The sequence below is a fragment of the Rhizobium sp. PEPV16 genome (genome assembly GCF_008919455.1).
Taxonomy (GTDB): domain Bacteria; phylum Pseudomonadota; class Alphaproteobacteria; order Rhizobiales; family Rhizobiaceae; genus Rhizobium; species Rhizobium leguminosarum_Q.
Genome location: NZ_VSZV01000356.1, coordinates 81,349 through 98,616, shown reverse-complemented (window position 1 = coordinate 98,616; position 17,268 = coordinate 81,349). Strand labels below are relative to the sequence as shown.

At 61.3% G+C, this 17,268-nt stretch carries 19 protein-coding genes and 1 tRNA gene; 16 read left to right on the top strand and 4 right to left on the bottom strand.

Going from position 1 to position 17,268, the window contains the following annotated elements; translation table 11 throughout:
- Window positions 1-33: 33 nt before the first annotated feature.
- Complete coding sequence (locus FY112_RS34895) at window positions 34-288, bottom strand: DUF2934 domain-containing protein (RefSeq protein WP_026158941.1); 255 nt, start codon at window positions 286-288, stop codon at window positions 34-36.
- Between the two features lie 200 nt (window positions 289-488).
- Here FY112_RS34895 and FY112_RS34890 point away from each other — a divergent pair, with 200 nt between their 5' ends.
- From FY112_RS34890 to FY112_RS34875, 3 genes are all read left to right on the top strand, one after another.
- Entirely contained in the window at window positions 489-1,925 is a 1,437-nt protein-coding gene (locus FY112_RS34890; protein ID WP_151520386.1) for a DUF6880 family protein, read from the top strand.
- A 12-nt stretch (window positions 1,926-1,937) separates the two neighbouring features.
- Window positions 1,938-2,519 carry a thioredoxin domain-containing protein gene (locus FY112_RS34885; protein ID WP_151520385.1) on the top strand — a complete coding sequence of 194 codons (582 nt, stop codon included), beginning with the start codon at window positions 1,938-1,940 and terminating at the stop codon, window positions 2,517-2,519.
- Between the two features lie 299 nt (window positions 2,520-2,818).
- Window positions 2,819-4,450: a glycosyltransferase family 39 protein gene (locus tag FY112_RS34875; protein ID WP_131719640.1), complete on the top strand. Its 1,632-nt coding sequence runs from the start codon at window positions 2,819-2,821 to the stop codon at window positions 4,448-4,450.
- A 337-nt stretch (window positions 4,451-4,787) separates the two neighbouring features.
- Here the strand turns inward: FY112_RS34875 and FY112_RS34870 are convergent.
- A tRNA-Ser gene (locus FY112_RS34870) sits at window positions 4,788-4,877 on the bottom strand.
- Window positions 4,878-5,181: 304 nt separating this feature from the next.
- Between FY112_RS34870 and rplU the strand changes: the two genes are divergently transcribed.
- The 4 genes from rplU (at window position 5,182) to FY112_RS34850 (ending at window position 7,169) form a co-directional block, all read left to right on the top strand.
- Window positions 5,182-5,499, top strand: coding sequence for a 50S ribosomal protein L21 (gene rplU / locus FY112_RS34865; protein WP_003543907.1), 318 nt, complete (start codon window positions 5,182-5,184; stop codon window positions 5,497-5,499).
- Between the two features lie 33 nt (window positions 5,500-5,532).
- Entirely contained in the window at window positions 5,533-5,802 is a 270-nt protein-coding gene (rpmA, locus tag FY112_RS34860; RefSeq protein WP_003543909.1) for a 50S ribosomal protein L27, read from the top strand.
- Between the two features lie 126 nt (window positions 5,803-5,928).
- Window positions 5,929-6,585, top strand: a complete 657-nt coding sequence (locus tag FY112_RS34855) for a GNAT family protein (RefSeq protein WP_003543911.1) — start codon at window positions 5,929-5,931, stop codon at window positions 6,583-6,585.
- The gene (locus FY112_RS34850; RefSeq protein ID WP_151520384.1) at window positions 6,582-7,169 is read left to right on the top strand and encodes a GNAT family N-acetyltransferase; all 588 of its coding nucleotides are present in this window, start codon (window positions 6,582-6,584) and stop codon (window positions 7,167-7,169) included. Before FY112_RS34855 ends, FY112_RS34850 begins: the two co-directional genes overlap by 4 nt.
- A gap of 37 nt (window positions 7,170-7,206) precedes the next feature.
- Here FY112_RS34850 and FY112_RS34845 read toward each other — a convergent pair whose 3' ends face one another.
- A complete protein-coding gene (locus FY112_RS34845) occupies window positions 7,207-8,073 on the bottom strand; it encodes an endonuclease/exonuclease/phosphatase family protein (protein WP_131645097.1) in 867 nt (288 codons plus the stop codon).
- A gap of 84 nt (window positions 8,074-8,157) precedes the next feature.
- On the opposite strand from FY112_RS34845, the gene obgE reads away from it, so the two are divergent.
- The 7 genes from obgE (at window position 8,158) to modC (ending at window position 15,610) form a co-directional block, all read left to right on the top strand.
- Complete coding sequence (gene obgE / locus FY112_RS34840; protein WP_017962573.1) at window positions 8,158-9,246, top strand: GTPase ObgE; 1,089 nt, start codon at window positions 8,158-8,160, stop codon at window positions 9,244-9,246.
- Window positions 9,233-10,402 (top strand): glutamate 5-kinase, encoded by a 1,170-nt coding sequence (proB, locus tag FY112_RS34835; RefSeq protein WP_017962574.1) that lies wholly within the window; start codon window positions 9,233-9,235, stop codon window positions 10,400-10,402. The genes obgE and proB overlap by 14 nt, the downstream gene beginning before the upstream one ends.
- Window positions 10,395-11,678 (top strand): glutamate-5-semialdehyde dehydrogenase, encoded by a 1,284-nt coding sequence (locus FY112_RS34830; protein WP_151520383.1) that lies wholly within the window; start codon window positions 10,395-10,397, stop codon window positions 11,676-11,678. Before proB ends, FY112_RS34830 begins: the two co-directional genes overlap by 8 nt.
- Window positions 11,653-12,315, top strand: a complete 663-nt coding sequence (locus FY112_RS34825) for a nicotinate-nucleotide adenylyltransferase (protein WP_017962576.1) — start codon at window positions 11,653-11,655, stop codon at window positions 12,313-12,315. Before FY112_RS34830 ends, FY112_RS34825 begins: the two co-directional genes overlap by 26 nt.
- A 495-nt stretch (window positions 12,316-12,810) precedes the next feature.
- Window positions 12,811-13,602, top strand: coding sequence for a molybdate ABC transporter substrate-binding protein (modA, locus tag FY112_RS34820; RefSeq protein WP_131719598.1), 792 nt, complete (start codon window positions 12,811-12,813; stop codon window positions 13,600-13,602).
- A 242-nt stretch (window positions 13,603-13,844) separates the two neighbouring features.
- Window positions 13,845-14,546 carry a molybdate ABC transporter permease subunit gene (gene modB, locus FY112_RS34810; protein ID WP_151520495.1) on the top strand — a complete coding sequence of 234 codons (702 nt, stop codon included), beginning with the start codon at window positions 13,845-13,847 and terminating at the stop codon, window positions 14,544-14,546.
- A complete protein-coding gene (gene modC / locus FY112_RS34805; RefSeq protein ID WP_131645101.1) occupies window positions 14,543-15,610 on the top strand; it encodes a molybdenum ABC transporter ATP-binding protein in 1,068 nt (355 codons plus the stop codon). Before modB ends, modC begins: the two co-directional genes overlap by 4 nt.
- Here the strand turns inward: modC and FY112_RS34800 are convergent, their stop codons facing one another.
- On the bottom strand, window positions 15,611-15,988 hold the full coding sequence (locus FY112_RS34800; RefSeq protein ID WP_131645129.1) for a winged helix-turn-helix domain-containing protein: 378 nt from the start codon (window positions 15,986-15,988) through the stop codon (window positions 15,611-15,613).
- A 210-nt stretch (window positions 15,989-16,198) separates the two neighbouring features.
- Between FY112_RS34800 and rsfS the strand changes: the two genes are divergently transcribed.
- A complete protein-coding gene (gene rsfS / locus FY112_RS34795) occupies window positions 16,199-16,642 on the top strand; it encodes a ribosome silencing factor (RefSeq protein ID WP_032984631.1) in 444 nt (147 codons plus the stop codon).
- 117 nt (window positions 16,643-16,759) lie between these two features.
- The gene (gene rlmH, locus FY112_RS34790; RefSeq protein WP_017962582.1) at window positions 16,760-17,242 is read left to right on the top strand and encodes a 23S rRNA (pseudouridine(1915)-N(3))-methyltransferase RlmH; all 483 of its coding nucleotides are present in this window, start codon (window positions 16,760-16,762) and stop codon (window positions 17,240-17,242) included.
- Window positions 17,243-17,268 lie beyond the last annotated feature (26 nt).

Here is a 17,268-nt window from a genome sequence, read left to right as displayed (position 1 = left end):
TATTTCGGCAACCCAGGGATTGATAGATACCGCCTAGCGAGCCGCCTTGATCTGCCGGTCGTTCTCCAAGGCGGGACCCGCCTCGTCATAGATCCGCATCAGCCGCCCGGCGGCCTTGAGTTTCTCGATGAGGTCGTTTCCATCAGGCGAGGCCTTCGTCCGCTCCAACTGCTCGAACTCCCTCAGCGCCTGCGCCCAATGGCTTTCCCCACGCCCATCCGGCCTGCCTTCCGATTCCCATAGTGAATAAGCGCGCTGGCTGACCCAGGCGTCTTTATTATGACTCATAATCAACCCCAGCGAGAAATTTGGAAGCAATATTCGACAGGCAACAAGGTGCCAAAACCGGCTTTAGGAGTCGTTACAAGGCAGCGTTAGTTTTTAGCTAATAGCGACGTGCCGAAGGATTATCCCGCGCATACATTCCCGGACCTTGGCCTCGTACCGCCTCCAGGGTAGGTTTATCGCAGAAACGACAGCGATGACCGATGGCAGCCAAGACAACACTCAATGCGAAGAATCTCGAGTCCCTTGGCGCGCAGCGTCTTGCCGAACTGCTGATCGAGATCAGCACGGGCAGTGCTGCCCACAAGCGGCGGCTTCGAATGGAGCTTGCCGGCAATCATGGCGGCGCCGAGGTGGCGCGTGAGGTGCGAAAGCGGCTTGCCAGCATTGCCCGTGCCCGCACCGTCATCAACTGGCGCAAAGTGAAAGCGCTGAAGAGCGATCTCGAAACCCAGCGCAAGACGATTGCAGAGACGGTTGCCGCCGATGATCCCCAGGAAGCTTTCGAACTGATATGGCAGTTCCTCGCACTGGCGAACCCGATTTTTGAGAGATCCAGCGACAGCAGCGGTTCTCTCATCGAAAGTTTTCATCAGGCTTGCGTGGATGCTGCCGCAATCGCCGCGTCCGCCAAGATCGACTCCAAAGTCCTGGCCGACAAGGTGTTCAAAGCCGTGCAGGACGATGGTTACGGTCAGTACGACAACCTCATTGCGGCGATGGCGCCCGCTCTCGGTAAGGATGGCCTCGATTGTTTGAAGACCCTCTTCGTCCAATGGGCCAAGGAGCCGAACGACAAGCCGGCTAATGACAAGCTCGAGGTCATCGGCTGGGGCAGCGCTGGTCCCCTTTACGAAGATGAGATCTACGGCACTCAGCGGGATCTGACGGTGCGCATAGCCTTGCAGGAAATTGCCGACGCCCAGGGCGATGTCGATGCCTACATCGCCCAGCAACCCGAGAACACACGCAAGGCGCCGATGATTGCGGCCGATATCGCCACTCGCCTGATCTCGGCCGGCCGGGCGAAGGAAGCGCTTGAGATGCTGAATGAGGTCGAGACGAAAGACCGGGTCGACATGCCGTTCGAATGGCAGCTCGCGCGCGTCGAGACGCTGGAGGCCCTGGGGCGCGCAGAGGAGGCGCAGACCTATAGATGGACGTGCTTCGAGCAGTCGCTGCACGACCAGCATCTCCGCGCCTTCCTCAAGCGACTGCCGGACTTCGACGATCTAGAGGCGGAGGAGAAGGCATTCGCCCATGCCCAGGCTTTCCCGGACGTCCACCAGGCGCTTGCATTTTTCCTGCTTTGGCAGGCACCCGCCGAGGCAGCGAAACTCGTGATGAGGCGGAAGGCGGAACTGGATGGCAATCTCTATGAGCTGATGCCGCCGGCGGCCGAAGCTCTGGCGGAGAAACATCCGCTTGCGGCAACCATCCTCTTGCGCTCCATGATCGATTTCGCGCTCGATAGCGGCCGGTCCAGCCGCTATAAGCATGCGGCGAGGCATCTTGCGGACTGCGCATCGCTTGCGCCTCATATCAATGACTTCGGCGACACAAGACCCCATGACATCTATGTCGCAGAACTTAAGCGTCGACACGGCAAGAGGCATGGCTTCTGGAGCCTGGCGACCTAAGTCGCTTCAGACATCTCACCTCCGGAGGAATTCCATGACCACACCGCCTGGCACGCCGATCCACTGAATTGGGGCAACGGACCCCGCATCTTCGAGGCCTTTCTGGAGCCGACTTGCCCCTATTCGGTCAGGGCGTTCAACAAGTTCGACCAACTGCTGAGCCAGGCCGGCGAAGACAAGATCACCGTGAAGATCCGCCTGCAGCCGCAACCTTGGCATATGTATTCGGGCGTCCTCGTCCGCTGTATCATCGCAGCCTCTACATTGGAAGGCGGCAAGGAGACTGCAAAGCAGGTGATGGCCGCTATCGCCGCCCATCGCGAGGAGTTCGAATTCGAGCGTCATGCCAGCGGCCCGAATATGGATGTGACGCCGAACCAGATCGTCGAGCGCCTGGAACGCTACAGCGGCGTCAAGCTGAAGGAAGCCTTCGCAATTCCGGATCTCGATCGGGAGATCAAATGGCACTGCAAATATGCCCGCCAGAACGGCATCCATGTCTCGCCAACCTTCATGATCGACGGGCTGGTGCAGCCCGACATGAGCAGCGGCGACGAAGTTGGAGCCTGGGTGAAGAAGGCGCTGGGCAATTGACGCTGGCCGTGTGCCAGAGACTATCAAGGTGAGCCGTCTCGCCGCTGTCCTTATCGTGTTCGCATGAGGAATGGAGTCAGTAATCAATCTGGGCTAATTGCTTTTTAAGGCATTGCTGATGAACTGCCGTCATGACAAAGCCGCCCCGCAAGCCTTCCAAGCCGCTGCTCGGTGAAGCCTACGAGCCGCTCCGCAGCCGACCGCGCCGGCGGCGAGATCCCGCTCAGCCTAATCCTCCTCTCGATCCGATGACGGCGCGTATCGCGCCGCGTCGGGGGTCGGGGAGGACACGGTTTCAAATGACGGACGACCCGGAATTGACCCGGGTCGAAGGTCAGCAATGTCAGCAGCAGACGACCGGCCGGGACATGGCTGCTCGCTACTATCTGAGCCTCGACACGGCGATCTTGCTGGGGATCCTGTTTATTGCGATCGTCTTCAGGTTCCACAAGATCACCTTGCCGCTGGTCGACGGCTTCAGCTGGCGCGAGATAAGCACCGCAATGATGGCCGACAATTTCCAGCAGCGCAGCTGGAACATCTTCTTTCCGGAGGTCAGCTGGACCGGGCCCGGGCCAAGCTATCAGGGCCGTGAGTTCCAGATCGTCAGCTATCTCACGGCCCTGCTCTACCAACTCTTCGGCTGGCACGATTGGTTCGGCCGCGCGGTTGCGGCCTTCTTCGGCCTGGTGACGGTGTTTTCGCTGCACAGGCTAACGGCGCTATGCTGGGACGAGATGCACGCCCACGCGGCGGCGCTGGCCTACGCGCTGATGCCGGCGGCGATCATGATCGACAGCTCGTTTCTTCCCGATCCCGCGATGCTGGCCTTGGTCACTCTTGGTGTCTGGCTGTTCGTCAAATACTGGGCCGGCGGCAGCCGCTGGCTCTTGCCGCTCGCCACGCTCAGCTTCTCGCTCGGCGTGCTGTCAAAGCTACCAGGCATCGCTGCCGGCGCCGTCATCTTCTACCTGATGGTCTGCTGGATTCTGGAGAAGAAACGAAAGCAGGCAAGCTGGGTTTTCCTGTCGGGACTTTCGAGCCTGGCCGTCATCGGCGCTTATTACATCTGGGCGATTTATCTCGGCCGCAGCTATCCGCCGTTTCATGTCGCCGGCACCGGCGGCTATATCTGGGATGACGGCTTCTGGACTTATGTCAGGGACAGATTCTACTTCAAATCCTTGTGGAACACCTCGGTCTTGTGGTTCTACGGCTATCCGTTCCTGGTGCTGCTGGCCGTCGGCTTGTGGATACCGCTCAGCCGCGCCGAAGACCCGAAGCAACGCAGCCTTTCGGCCATTCCCTATGTGTGGCTGACTGCGGCCATCATCCTCTATCTGGCGGCGGCAGGCGAGATCACCAGCAATGTGTGGAACTTCCATATCTTCCATGTGCCGATCGCGATGTTCTGCGGCCACGGCGCGCTTCTTCTGGCAACGCTTGGGTCGAGAACCGTTCTGACGCCGGCGGTGGTGCTTCGCTCGATCTTCATCGTGGCCATCGCGCTTGCCTGGTCGACCTTGCCCCTCGTCAGGACGATGAAGAAGCCAATCGCCATGAACGGCAAGCTGCTTGGCGAGGAACTGGCACGGTTGGCGCAACCGGGCGACCTTGTCGTCGCCATCGCGCCTGAGGTCGGCGATCCCGTCGCAGTCTATTACAGCAGGGCGCGCGGCTGGGTGTTCCCGCCTGGCGGAGGTGATGCGGAATGGTCGAAATTCGTTGCGGATGACGCCACTGCGATCGCGCAGCTCGAGGAACTGCGCGCGCAGGGCGCGGATCTGTTCGGCGTGACCAAGAACGCCACCGACAAGGAGGGCCGGCTGTTCGTCGAGCATCATGATGGGGTCATCGACTATCTGGACAGAACCGCAACCAAGCTTGCGGATTTGAATAATTTGCTGGTCTATAGGATCACCCGTCCATGAGAGCCGCGACAATCAGGGGTCATGGGCCTTCGACCCCATCAAGCCCGGCACTTTCGCGGTGGGAGACGATCGGGTTTTTCCTCACATATGTCTTGGGTGCGCTGGGCTTCTGCAATGGGCGACGTGGTGCGAAGCCGTTTCGGCGCCGGCCGCAATCGGTCGCGCACCGCTCACCTCAAGCGCCGGGCTGCAGCACGTGCTCTGACGACCGAGGCTTGGGCCCGCGCGGCGTGTCAGCGCAGATGGTCAAGGAGACAGCCGATCTCGATCGTCTGCTTCGCCGAAAAATCGAAAGATAGCAGGAGGATGGGGGACACCCTTAAGGTCGAAGGCCGAATGGCGGAGAGGGTGGGATTTGAACCCACGATACCCTTGCAGGTATGCCGCATTTCGAGTGCGGTGCATTCGACCACTCTGCCACCTCTCCGCGGTCTGGTCGGCGCTTGTTCGGCGCGGGCGTTCTCATAACGGGCAAATGACAGGCTGGCAAGCCGAAAAGTCGAAGCATTCCATCCTTTTGCCTTGACACCTTTTTGTCACTCGCGTATCTCGGCTGCGCAATAGGTTTGGAGAAATCCGCGCCTTGGCCGTCCCGCGCTCGCGCGGGGCTTCACCGGCAGGAAGAGTTCGAGGATTAGACCTCTGAAATCCCTGCTTAACTTCGACTGATAAAAAGACAGCCACCTGCTGGATTAGCGGGGAGCGCTGGAACGAACATGAAAGGATAAAAAATGTTCGCAGTCATCAAGACCGGCGGTAAACAGTACCGTGTGGCAGCCAACGACGTGCTGACCATCGAAAAGCTGGAAGCCACCGCTGGCGACTCCATTGAATTCACCGAAGTGCTCGTGATCGGCGAAGGCGCCGACGCTGCGATCGGTGCGCCCTTCGTTACCGGCGCCTCTGTCAAGGCAGAAGTCGTCGAACAGAACCGCGGCAAGAAGGTCATCGCCTTCAAGAAGCGCCGCCGTCAGAATTCGAAGCGTTCGCGCGGCCATCGTCAGCATCACACGGTCGTCCGTATCACGGACATCGTGGCTGCCAAGTAAGATCAACGGGACAAGGTTTAAAGGAGAACTCCAATGGCACACAAAAAAGCTGGCGGTTCATCGCGCAACGGTCGCGATTCTCAGTCCAAGCGCCTTGGCGTGAAGAAGTTCGGCGGCGAAGCCGTCATCGCAGGCAACATCATCGTGCGTCAGCGCGGTACTGAGTGGCATCCGGGTTCCAACGTCGGCCTCGGCAAGGATCACACGATTTTTGCGCTTACCGCCGGCAATGTGAACTACCGAACCAAGGCCAACGGTCGCGTCTACGTGTCTGTCATGCCGAAAGCGGAAGCAGCGGAATAAGCCGGTAGCGCTCAAAAACAGCCGGCGTCTCATCGACCCGGCTGGCCGTATCAGGTTCAGTCTAGAAAACAGGGGAGATGGGGCGCCATCTCCCCTTTTTCTTTACCCCTCAAGGAGGACTGAACCATGCAAGGCGAATTGTTAAGGGTAGACCAATCACGGTCTCCCCAGGAAGACCAGCGGTCTTCCACGGAGCGGCTGAGGCCGGAACGGTTAAGGACCGATTGCCCTGTCTTGTTATCGGAAAGGCTCGTCATGCGCGCGCCCCACGAAGAAGACATCGACGCCCTTGCCCATCTCGCCAATAACGCCAAAGTCGCCACCATGGTATCGCGTATGCCGCACCCTTATACCGCCGATGATGCTGCCGACTTCGTGCGTCGCACGAAAAATGGCGAGATTGGCAAGTGCGTCTATGCGATCACCAAGGCCGAAAACGGCGCATTTATCGGCTGCTGCGGCGTGGAACCGCAGACAGACGGCAAGACCGTCGAGATCGGCTACTGGCTGGGCGAGCCCTATTGGAACAAGGGTTATACGACCGAGGCCTGCCATGCCCTGGTCGATATGGTGTTCAGGACCCGTCAGGACGTCGATCAGATCGACGCCCGTTGCCGGGTCATGAACGTCGCCTCGCGCCGCGTCATCCAGAAGTGCGGCTTCCAGTTTCAGGGTTCGGGGCTCGCCGCCTCGCTGGCGCTCGGCAGCAACGTGCCGGTCGAATGGTACAGGCTCGACCGCAAGACCTGGATGTCCCTCAGAAGCTGGGGGAACATCGCATGAGCACGACTGCGCTGCAAAGGCCAGAGGCCAAGCCGATGATGCCCGGCCCCGCGCCGGTCATCTCGACCGCCCGCCTGACGCTCCGCCCCCACAGGCTGAGCGATGCGCCTGATATCGCGGAATCGCTCTCCGATTTCGCGGTCACGCGCATGCTGTCCCGCGTACCCGCGCCGTTCGACCGGCAGGATGCGCTGGACTGGCTGATCCCGGTCACATCGGGCACCTTGCCCGACTGGCCGCTGGCAATCACCGGCAAGGACGATGTCCATATCGGTAACGTCTCGATCGAGTTGCGCCACGGCCGCTGGCACCTCGGCTACTGGCTGAACCGCTACTACTGGCGGCGCGGCTATATGAGCGAGGCGGTGACGGCGATCATCGAACGCTTCTCGCGCCGCATGCCGGAGACGCCTGTTCATTCCGGCGTCTTCGCCGACAACCCGGCTTCGCTGCGACTGCAGGAGAAGCTCGGTTTCCACATGACGGGTTGCGGCGAAATCTATTGTTTCGCCCGCAACACCATGGTGTCGCAGATCGAAACCGTGCTGCAGCAGGGCACGCTGCAGCCGCGAAAGGTCGCCTGATCAAACTCGAGACGCCGCCGCATCGGCGGCGTCTCCTTCAATCGCCGATCTCGACCCATACGGGGAAATGATCGGAACCGACGGATTGCGTATCGATCCGGGCGGATTTCAACCGGCTCTGCAGGCCGCAACTGACGAAGCAATAATCGAGATGCATGCGTTTGCCGCGATCTTCGGGATCCATCCAGCTGTAGCTCTCCGGAGAGTAAGCCTCCAGCGCCGCAAAGGCGTCGACCGGCGTGCCGAACCTCGCCACGCGGCCGTAATATCCGCCGCCAGCACCGGCAAGCGCGCAATATTCCGGCGATTCCGGCTCCATGTTGAAATCGCCCATGATGACGTAATCCTCCGGCAGCGGCGGCTCCGGCAGGTCGAATTCACCACCCCCCGTCAGCGACCCACCCTCCTGGACGAAGGCATTGATACGCGCGTTCAAGAATTGCAGCTGGCGAATGCGCTCGTCGGCGGAGACATGGTCGAGATGCACGGAGTAGACGCGGATCGCACCGCCGGGTGCATCGATCACCGCCTCGGTCGCGCCGCGCTGGAGGTTGATCTTGCCGATCGTCCGGCTGCGCGGCAGAAGCAGCGTCCGGGTCGAGACGATCGGCCAGCGCGACAGCACCATGTTGCCAAACTGGAATCGCGTGCCGCGCGCCGGCTGCAGCCCGCCTTCGGCCGCCTTGACATGCATGTCGCAGGCCGGCCCATACACCCAGAAATAGTCGGGAAAGAAGGCTGCAACATCGGCCGCCATGTCGGCGAAACCGTTGCGGGAGAAGCCGCGGGTTACCTCCTGCAGCGCGATGACATCGGCACCCTCGAGGCTGCGGGCAATGCGCGCCAGATCGTATCTGCCGTCGAGACCGAAGCCGTACTGTATGTTATAGCTCGCAAAATTCACGATAATCTTTGACCTCCGTCGGAACCGCCTATATCGAATGGGCCAAGACGGGCCGTCCAACTGCCACTGAATATTGGAAGTAAAATGAAATTTCTCGACGAAGCAAAGGTCTATATCAAGTCCGGGGACGGCGGCGGCGGCAGCGTTTCCTTCCGACGCGAGAAATTCATCGAGTTCGGCGGCCCGGATGGCGGCGACGGCGGACGCGGCGGCGACGTCTGGGTTGAGACCGTCAACGGCCTCAACACGCTGATCGATTTCCGCTTTCAGCAGCATTTCAAGGCGACGATCGGCACCCATGGCATGGGCAGGAACCGCACCGGCGCCAACGGCAGCGACGTGACGCTGAAGGTCCCGGTCGGCACCCAGATCTTCGAGGAAGACCAGGAAACGCTGATCTGCGACCTGACCGTCGAAGGCCAGCGCTACTGTCTCGCCCATGGCGGCAATGGCGGCTTCGGCAACGCCCATTTCAAAACCTCGACCAATCAGGCGCCGGATTGGGCCAATCCCGGTCTGCCCGGCGAGGAAAAGACCATCTGGCTACGCCTGAAGCTGATTGCCGATGCCGGCCTCGTCGGCATGCCGAATGCCGGCAAGTCGACCTTCCTGGCATCAGTCACCCGGGCCCGGCCGAAAATCGCCAACTATCCCTTCACCACACTGCATCCTAATCTCGGCGTCGCCACTATCGACGAGCGCGAATTCATCCTGGCCGACATTCCGGGCCTCATCGAAGGCGCCCATGAAGGTGTCGGCATCGGCGACCGTTTCCTCGGCCATGTCGAGCGCACCCGCGTGCTGCTCCACCTCATCTCCGCCCAGGAGGAAAAGGTCGGCAAGGCGTATAAGACGGTCAAGCACGAGCTCGAAGCCTATGGAAACGATCTGGCCGACAAGGCGGAGATCGTGGCACTGTCGCAGATCGACGTGCTCGATGATGCCGAACTGAAGAAGAAGACCAAGGAATTGGCCAAGGCCTGCGGCAAGACGCCGTTCCAGATTTCGGCCGTCACCGGCAAGGGCATGACCGAAGTGCTGCGTGCACTCCGCGACATCATCGTCGAAGCCAATACGGAGGAGAAGCCGGCCAAGGTGCCGAAGCTGCGCCATCGCGACATGGTCGTCACCGATGAGGACAAGGGTGGGGACGAGGACGATGACCAGCCGTAAGCCGCTTGGCCGCTACCGCCGCATCGTCATCAAGATCGGATCCGCGCTTCTGGTCGACCGCAAGGCCGGGCTGAAGAAGGCCTGGCTCGACGCCATGTGCGCCGATATCTCAGGCTTGAAGGCCAAGGGCATCGACGTGCTCGTCGTTTCCTCGGGCGCAATCGCGCTCGGCCGCTCGGTGCTCGACCTGCCCTCGGGCGCGCTGAAGCTGGAGGAAAGCCAGGCGGCGGCTGCCGTCGGCCAGATTGCGCTGGCGCGCGCCTGGTCGGAAAGCCTGTCACGCGACGAGATTGTCGCCGGCCAGATCCTGCTGACGCTCGGCGATACCGAAGAGCGCCGCCGATATCTCAACGCCCGCGCCACCATCAATCAGCTTTTGAAGATCGGCGCCGTGCCGATCATCAATGAAAACGACACGGTTGCCACCAGCGAGATCCGCTATGGCGACAACGACCGGCTAGCCGCCCGCGTCGCGACGATGACCGGCGCCGATCTGCTCATTCTTCTCTCCGATATCGACGGTCTCTACACCGCGCCGCCCCATCTCGATCCGAACGCAACGTTCCTCGAGACAATTGCTGAAATCACCCCGGAGATCGAGGCAATGGCCGGGGGTGCTGCCTCCGAGTTTTCGCGTGGCGGCATGCGCACCAAGATCGATGCCGGCAAGATTGCGACGGCATCAGGCTGCGCCATGATCATCGCCTCCGGCAAGACCGACAACCCACTGTCGGCAATCGAAAACGGCGCGCGTTCCTCCTGGTTCGCGCCGTCGGGCACACCCGTTACCGCCCGCAAGACCTGGATTGCCGGGCAGCTGCAGCCGGCCGGCGAACTGCATGTCGACGACGGCGCCGTCGTTGCGCTCGGGGCCGGCAAGAGTCTGCTTCCCGCCGGCGTTCGCAGCGTTTCCGGCCTCTTCAGCCGCGGCGATACGGTGGCGATCATCGGCCCGGCCGGCCGCGAGATTGCCCGCGGCCTGGTAAGCTACGATGCCGACGACGCCCGCCGGATTGCCGGCCGCAAGTCGGCGGAGATCGAGGCCATCCTCGGTTATGCCGGGCGCGCCGCCATGATCCATCGCGACGACATGGTGATGACCGCGCAGACCGGTTCGAAATCGGAAAGGCAGAAGAAGGACGCGAGCTATGCTTGATACCGTTGCGCCAGGCCCTGACATTGACGTGCTGATGAACGACATCGGCCGCAAGGCAAAGGCTGCGGCACGACCGCTGGGTTTTGCGTCCACCGAGGCGAAGAACAGCGCGTTGAACGCCATGGCCGATGCGATCCTGGGCAACAAGGCGCATATTCTTGCCGAGAACGCCAAGGACCTGAAGGATATCGAAGGCACCGAGACGCTCGCTTCCTTCGTCGACCGGCTGACGCTGAACGACAAGCGCGTCGCCGAAATGGCCGAGGGAATCCGCGCCATCGCTGCCCTTGCCGATCCGGTCGGCGAAGTCATCGCTGCCTGGGACCGGCCGAACGGGCTGAAAATCGAGCGCGTCCGCACGCCGCTCGGCGTCATCGGCGTGATCTTCGAAAGCCGACCGAACGTTACCGCGGATGCCGGCGCCCTCTGCCTCAAGGCGGGCAATGCCGTTATCCTGCGTTGCGGCTCGGATTCGCGCCGTTCATCGCAGGCTATCCATGCCTGCTTGGTCGAGGGCCTGAAGGCGGCGGGACTTCCAGAGCATGCTATCCAGCTCGTGCCGGTCACCGACCGCGCCGCAGTCGGCGCCATGCTGCGGGGCTTGGACGGGGCGATCGACGTCATCGTGCCGCGCGGCGGCAAGAGCCTGGTTGCCCGCGTGCAGAGCGAGGCTCGCGTGCCGGTTTTTGCCCATCTCGAAGGCCTTTGCCACATTTATGTCGACGCTTCGGCCGATATCGAAATGGCCAAGAAGATCATCGTCAACGCCAAGATGCGCCGCACCGGCATCTGCGGGGCGGCCGAAACCCTGCTCGTCGATGGCGCCGCGATCGGCACGCATCTTACGCCGCTGCTTGAGGTTCTGACGGAGGCCGGCTGCGAGATCCGCGCTTCGGCAACGGTGCTGAAGGTCGCACCCGGCACGAAGCCCGCGACCGAAGAGGACTGGTCGACCGAATATCTCGACGCGATCATTTCCGTTGCCGTCGTCGACGGCATATCGGGCGCCATCGCCCACATTCAGACATATTCCTCCAACCACACCGAGGCGGTTATCGCCGAGGACCCCGCCGTCGTCGCGCGTTTCTTCACCGAAGTCGATTCAGCGATCCTCCTGCACAATGCCTCGACGCAGTTTGCCGATGGCGGCGAGTTCGGCATGGGTGCGGAAATCGGTATCGCCACCGGCAAGATGCATGCCCGTGGCCCCGTCGGCGTCGAACAGCTCACTTCTTTCAAATATCGGGTGCATGGTGCCGGACAGACGCGGCCCTGACGTGACGACCGAGAATGTGGACCGGCACTATCTCCGCATGCCGCACAGCGAGCGCGGCATGGTCGTCGGTCTGTTCGGCGGTTCGTTCAATCCGCCGCATCAGGGCCATGCGCTCGTCGCCGAAATCGCCCTCAAGCGACTTGGCCTCGACCAGCTCTGGTGGATGGTTACCCCGGGCAATCCGCTGAAGAGCCGCAACCAGCTCGCTCCGCTTGCCGAGCGCATTGCCGAAAGCGAGCGTGTTGCCGCCGACCCGCGGGTCAAGGTCACCGCCTTCGAACAGGCGCTCGGCACCAGCTACACCGCCAATACGCTTGTGCGCGTCAAGGCGCGTAATCCACATGTGCATTTCATCTGGATCATGGGCGCTGACAGCCTGCAGACCTTTCACAAATGGCAGAAATGGCAGGAGATTGCCCGCACCTTTCCGATCGCGGTGATCGACCGGCCGGGCGCGACGCTCTCCTTCCTGTCCTCGAAAATGGCTAGGACATTCGATTTCGCCCGTGTCGACGAGGATGATGCCCGTATTCTCTGGAAGAAGCGTGCGCCGGCCTGGACCTTCATCCACGGACCGCGCTCCGGCCTGAGTTCGACGGCAATCCGCAACGGCTCGTCACACAGCGGCGCTGAATAGCCTAATTTTAAGAAGACCCCGAAAACGAGAAAGCCCGACGGGGGAGGAGATCCGTCGGGCTTATAAACTCGATCGACAACTGGGAGGAGGAGTGTTGTCGACCCTATCGAACGGCTATGGGAGGAGGAGAAGCCGTGTCGATGAGTGTGTTGTAGCATATTTCGCAGGAAGATGAATATCGATTGGTGCATTGCAGCAATGCATTGTCTGCAATCCTGTGCAGCCTTGCGGCTTTGGCATTGCCGTTTTTCTTGGCAGAAATCGACGGAGGATGCTCTGCCGCCGGGAGTCCCTGCGGTTTGCCAAGCTGTCGCGCGGGTATTTCAACCCTATGGATCTCATGCTGCGGCTCAAGCCATGCACTTCGACAACGCGCAACTATTGGGTCATTGCGGACACCGCGTCCAATACGGTTATATTTTCCTGGATATATCCCTAGCCAAGACGCCTCGTCCATTATATTCCTTGCAATATTTCGAACGCGGGCAATGAATCATGCAGAACAGCCGCCGATGGATGAAACTGGCAACCGCCGCGATCGCAGTCCTGTGGCTTGGCGCAGCAGCGCTCCCGGCGCCTGCCGCCGCAGCCGAAAAACTTACCGTCTTTGCGGCGGCGAGCCTCAAGGATGCGCTCGACGCCGCCAATGCCGCCTGGGCAAAGGAAAGTGGCAAGGAAGCCGTCGTATCCTATGCGGCAAGCGGGGCGCTGGCCAAGCAGATCGAGAACGCCGCACCCGCCGATATCTTCATCTCGGCCGACCTCGACTGGATGGATTACGTCGCCAAGAAGAAACTGATCAAGGCCGATACCCGCTCCAACCTGCTCGGCAACAAAATTGTGCTCGTTGCGGAAAAGGGCAAGGCAAAACCGATTGAGATCAAGCAAGGCTTCGATCTCGCCGGGCTTTTGGGTGACGGCAAGCTTGCCATGGGTGAGCCGAAATCCGTTCCGGCCGGCAAATACGGCATGGCGGCGCTCGAAAAGCTCGGCGTCTGGAAATCGGTCGAAACCAAGGTCGCCGGCGTCGAAAGCGTGCGCGCCGCCCTGGCCCTCGTCTCCCGCGGCGAAGTGCCTTATGGCATCGTCTATCAGACGGATGCCGCAGCCGATAAGGGTGTCGCTGTCGTCGGCACCTTCCCCGCCGAGTCCCATCCGCCGATCATCTATCCGATTGCGATCCTCGCCGAGAGCGAGAACCCGGATGCATCAGCCTATCTCGACTTCCTGAAATCCGACAAGGCAGCCGCCTTCTTCACGGCGCAAGGTTTCACCATCCTCAAGTGACTACGGATTTGCACATGAGCGCCTCACTTGAGGCTCACATCACGATGCTTCAGTCTGCTGACGAAGACCGCTAAGTACTCTATCGTCATGCTCGGGCTTGTCCCGAGCATCTGCATCCGGTCGACTTTGGATAGGCAGCAGATCCTCGGCACAAGGCCGAGGATGACGCCGAGTAGAACGAGTTTATCAACAAACGGCTCGCATATGCGAGCCTTCATTTTTGAGAGGAATAGAAGCGCTTGTTGGACGCTCTGGGCTTGAGCAATGAGGAATGGACGGCGATCCTGCTCAGCCTGCGCGTCTCGATTGTCGCCATGTTGGCAAGCCTGCCCTTCGGCATCCTTGTCGCCCTGCTGCTTGCCCGCGGCCGGTTCTGGGGCAAGTCGGTGCTGAACGGCGTCGTTCACCTGCCGCTGGTCCTGCCCCCGGTGGTCACCGGTTTTCTTCTCCTCATCCTGTTTGGCCGCCGCGGTCCGATCGGCAGCCTGCTCGACCAGTATTTCGGCATCGTCTTTTCTTTCCGCTGGACGGGTGCTGCACTGGCCTGCGCCATCATGGCCTTTCCGCTGATGGTGCGCAGCATCCGCCTGTCGATCGAGGCGGTCGACCGCAAGCTGGAAGAGGCGGCCGGAACGCTCGGCGCCGGCCCTGTCTGGGTCTTCCTGACGATCACCTTGCCGCTGACCCTGCCCGGCATCATCGCCGGCATGATCCTCTCTTTTGCCAAGGCGATGGGCGAATTCGGCGCGACGATCACCTTTGTCTCCAACATTCCGGGCGAAACCCAGACGCTGTCGGCGGCGATCTACACTTTTACCCAGGTGCCAGGCGGCGATGCCGGCGCGCTCCGCCTGACGCTTGTCGCCGTCGTCATTTCCATGACCGCCCTGGTCGCCTCCGAATTCCTCGCCCGTCTCGCCGGCCGGAGGATCGATCCGGAATGACGCTGATCGTCGAGGCAAAACAGAGGCTCGGCGCCTTTTCGCTCGATGCCGCCTTCACCTCCGAGCGTGGCGTCACCGCGCTGTTCGGCCGCTCCGGCTCCGGCAAGACCTCGATGATCCGCATCATCGCCGGCCTTGCCCGCCCTGACCAAGGCCGCGTCGTCCTCGACGGCGAGGTCTTGACCGAAACCGAAACCGACATCTTCCTCCCGAAGCATCGCCGCCGCTTCGGTTATGTCTTTCAGGAAGCGCGGCTTTTCCCGCATCTCAGCGTTCGCGCCAATCTGTTCTACGGCCGATGGTTCGCGGCGAAAACGGCGCGCGGCGAGAGCTTCGACCGCATCGTCGACCTGCTCGGCATCGAGACGCTGCTCGCGCGCAGCCCCGCGAAGCTTTCCGGCGGCGAGAAGCAGCGCGTCGCCATCGGCCGCGCGCTTCTCTCCTCGCCCCGCCTGCTGTTGATGGACGAGCCGCTCGCCGCCCTCGATGATGCCCGTAAGGCCGAGATTTTGCCTTATCTCGAGCGACTGCGCGACGAAACCGACATACCGATCGTCTATGTCAGCCACTCGATCGCCGAGGTGGCGCGGCTGGCAAACCAGGTCGTCGTCATGCGTGACGGCAAGGTCGAAGCGACAGGCCCCGCCGTCGACATATTGAGCCGCCCCTCCACCACCTCCGACCGGCGCGAGGCAGGCGCACTGCTGGAAGGCACGGTGGAAAGCTTCGATGCGCGGCACCATCTATCGACGGTCGCGCTGAAATCCTGTCAGCTCCATATTCCGGGAGCCGCCCTTGCGCCCGGCAAATCGGTTCGCATCCGCATTCCCTCCCGCGATGTCATGCTGGCGACCGCAAGGCCTGAGGGGCTCAGCGCGCTGAATATCCTGGAAGCAAAGATAGAAGGGATGTCCTCGGCCGAGGACGGAACGGTGGAAATCCGGCTCGACTGCGGCGGCGATATCATTCTTTCCCGGATCACGACCCTCTCCTGCGAACGTCTGGATCTTCGACCGGGAAGAGCGGTCTTCGCCGTCATCAAGACAGTGGCCCTGGAGGCCTGATCAGCCGCGCTCACCCTGCTGCAGGTTGCGCTTGGCCTCGAGCCAGGCGAGATCTTCGGCAAGGCTGGTCCGCACCGTCCTTTCCATCCGGCGGAAACGCCCGAGCAATTCCTCGCCGAACGGCGTCAGCGCCGCGCCGCCGCCCTTCTGCCCGCCGCGCTGCGATTCCACCACCTGTTCGTTAAACATCCGGTTCATCTCGCTGACCAGCAACCATGCCCGCCGATAGGACATGTCCATCGCCCGCCCGGCGGCCGAGATCGATCCGGTCTGGCGGATATGCTCCAGCAGTTCCATCTTGCCATGGCCGAGGCGATCCTCATCCGGGAAGCTGATTCGCAGGACGGGCACGAGTGTTTTTGCGGCTGAGTCGGTCATTGAATCTAGGGATCGTGGAATTTGCCGCACTTTACGCTGCGGCATGGAAACTGTACACCGCCCGCACGAGGCCGCCCCGGGCAGTCAAATACTTCAATTCGAACGGCAGATCGGATTTTCGACCGTTCTGTACCTTAGCATGTCTTGAAACATTAATGGTTTGATGCCTATCTTAACCTTGATCCGGTCGTGATCGGATCTGTGTTGTGCATAGTTTGTCATTCCAGGAAAGGGAAAGCACTGACAACAGTACACGCCAAGGGAAAAACGCTCGCCGTTATCCCGAAGAGTGCGGAACGTGGCGCCGATGCCGCCGCCCGTGCCCTAGAAACCGTCCTCGCCAGCCTCGAGGACTCCAAAGCTGAAGATATCGTCACCATCGACATTGCCGGAAAATCGGCGTTGGGAGACTACATGATCGTCGTCTCCGGCCGCTCGAACAGGCATGTCATGGCGATCTCGGATCACCTGCTCACCGACCTTAAGGACGACGGCCTCGGTACGGCCCGCGTCGAAGGTCAGGAAGGCGGCGATTGGGTCCTGATCGACACTGGTGACATTATCGTGCATGTGTTCCGTCCTGAAATCCGCGAGTTCTACAACATCGAAAAGATGTGGGCGGCTCCGGATATGGATGAAGAAACACGGCACTGACAGGCGAGCCGGCATTCTGTCCGGCGCCTGAGACGTGGCATTGGCTGGCCGGTAAACAGACAAGCCGACCGGTGGCGTAGTGTGCGCCCGATGTGCCGCATGAGCGGGAGCGGATGAATGCGAATAGGTCTTTTTGCGGTGGGGCGGCTGAAGTCCGGCCCGGAAAAGGATCTTGCCGCCCGTTATTTCGACCGTTTTGCCAAGGCCGGCCCTGCCGTCGGTCTCGAATTGACCCGCGTTGCCGAAGTTGCCGAAAGCCGGGCCTCCAATGCGGAGACCCGCAAGCGTGAAGAGGCGGCGATGCTTCTCAAATCGCTTGCCGATGGCAGCATCCTCATTCTTCTCGATGAACGCGGCAAGGCGCTCGACAGCGAAGCCTTCGCAAACCTGCTCGGCTCCTATCGCGACCAGGGCAAACGCGAGCTGACCATCGCGATCGGCAGCGCCGATGGCCTCGATCCCTCGCTTTACGACCGTGCCGACGCGACGCTCTGCCTGGGCAAGATGACCTGGCCGCACCAGCTCGTGCGCACGTTGATCGCCGAACAGCTCTATCGCGCCGTTACCATCCTGTCTGGTCACCCCTATCACCGCGTCTGATGCCGTATCGGCCTGATGTGTCGGCA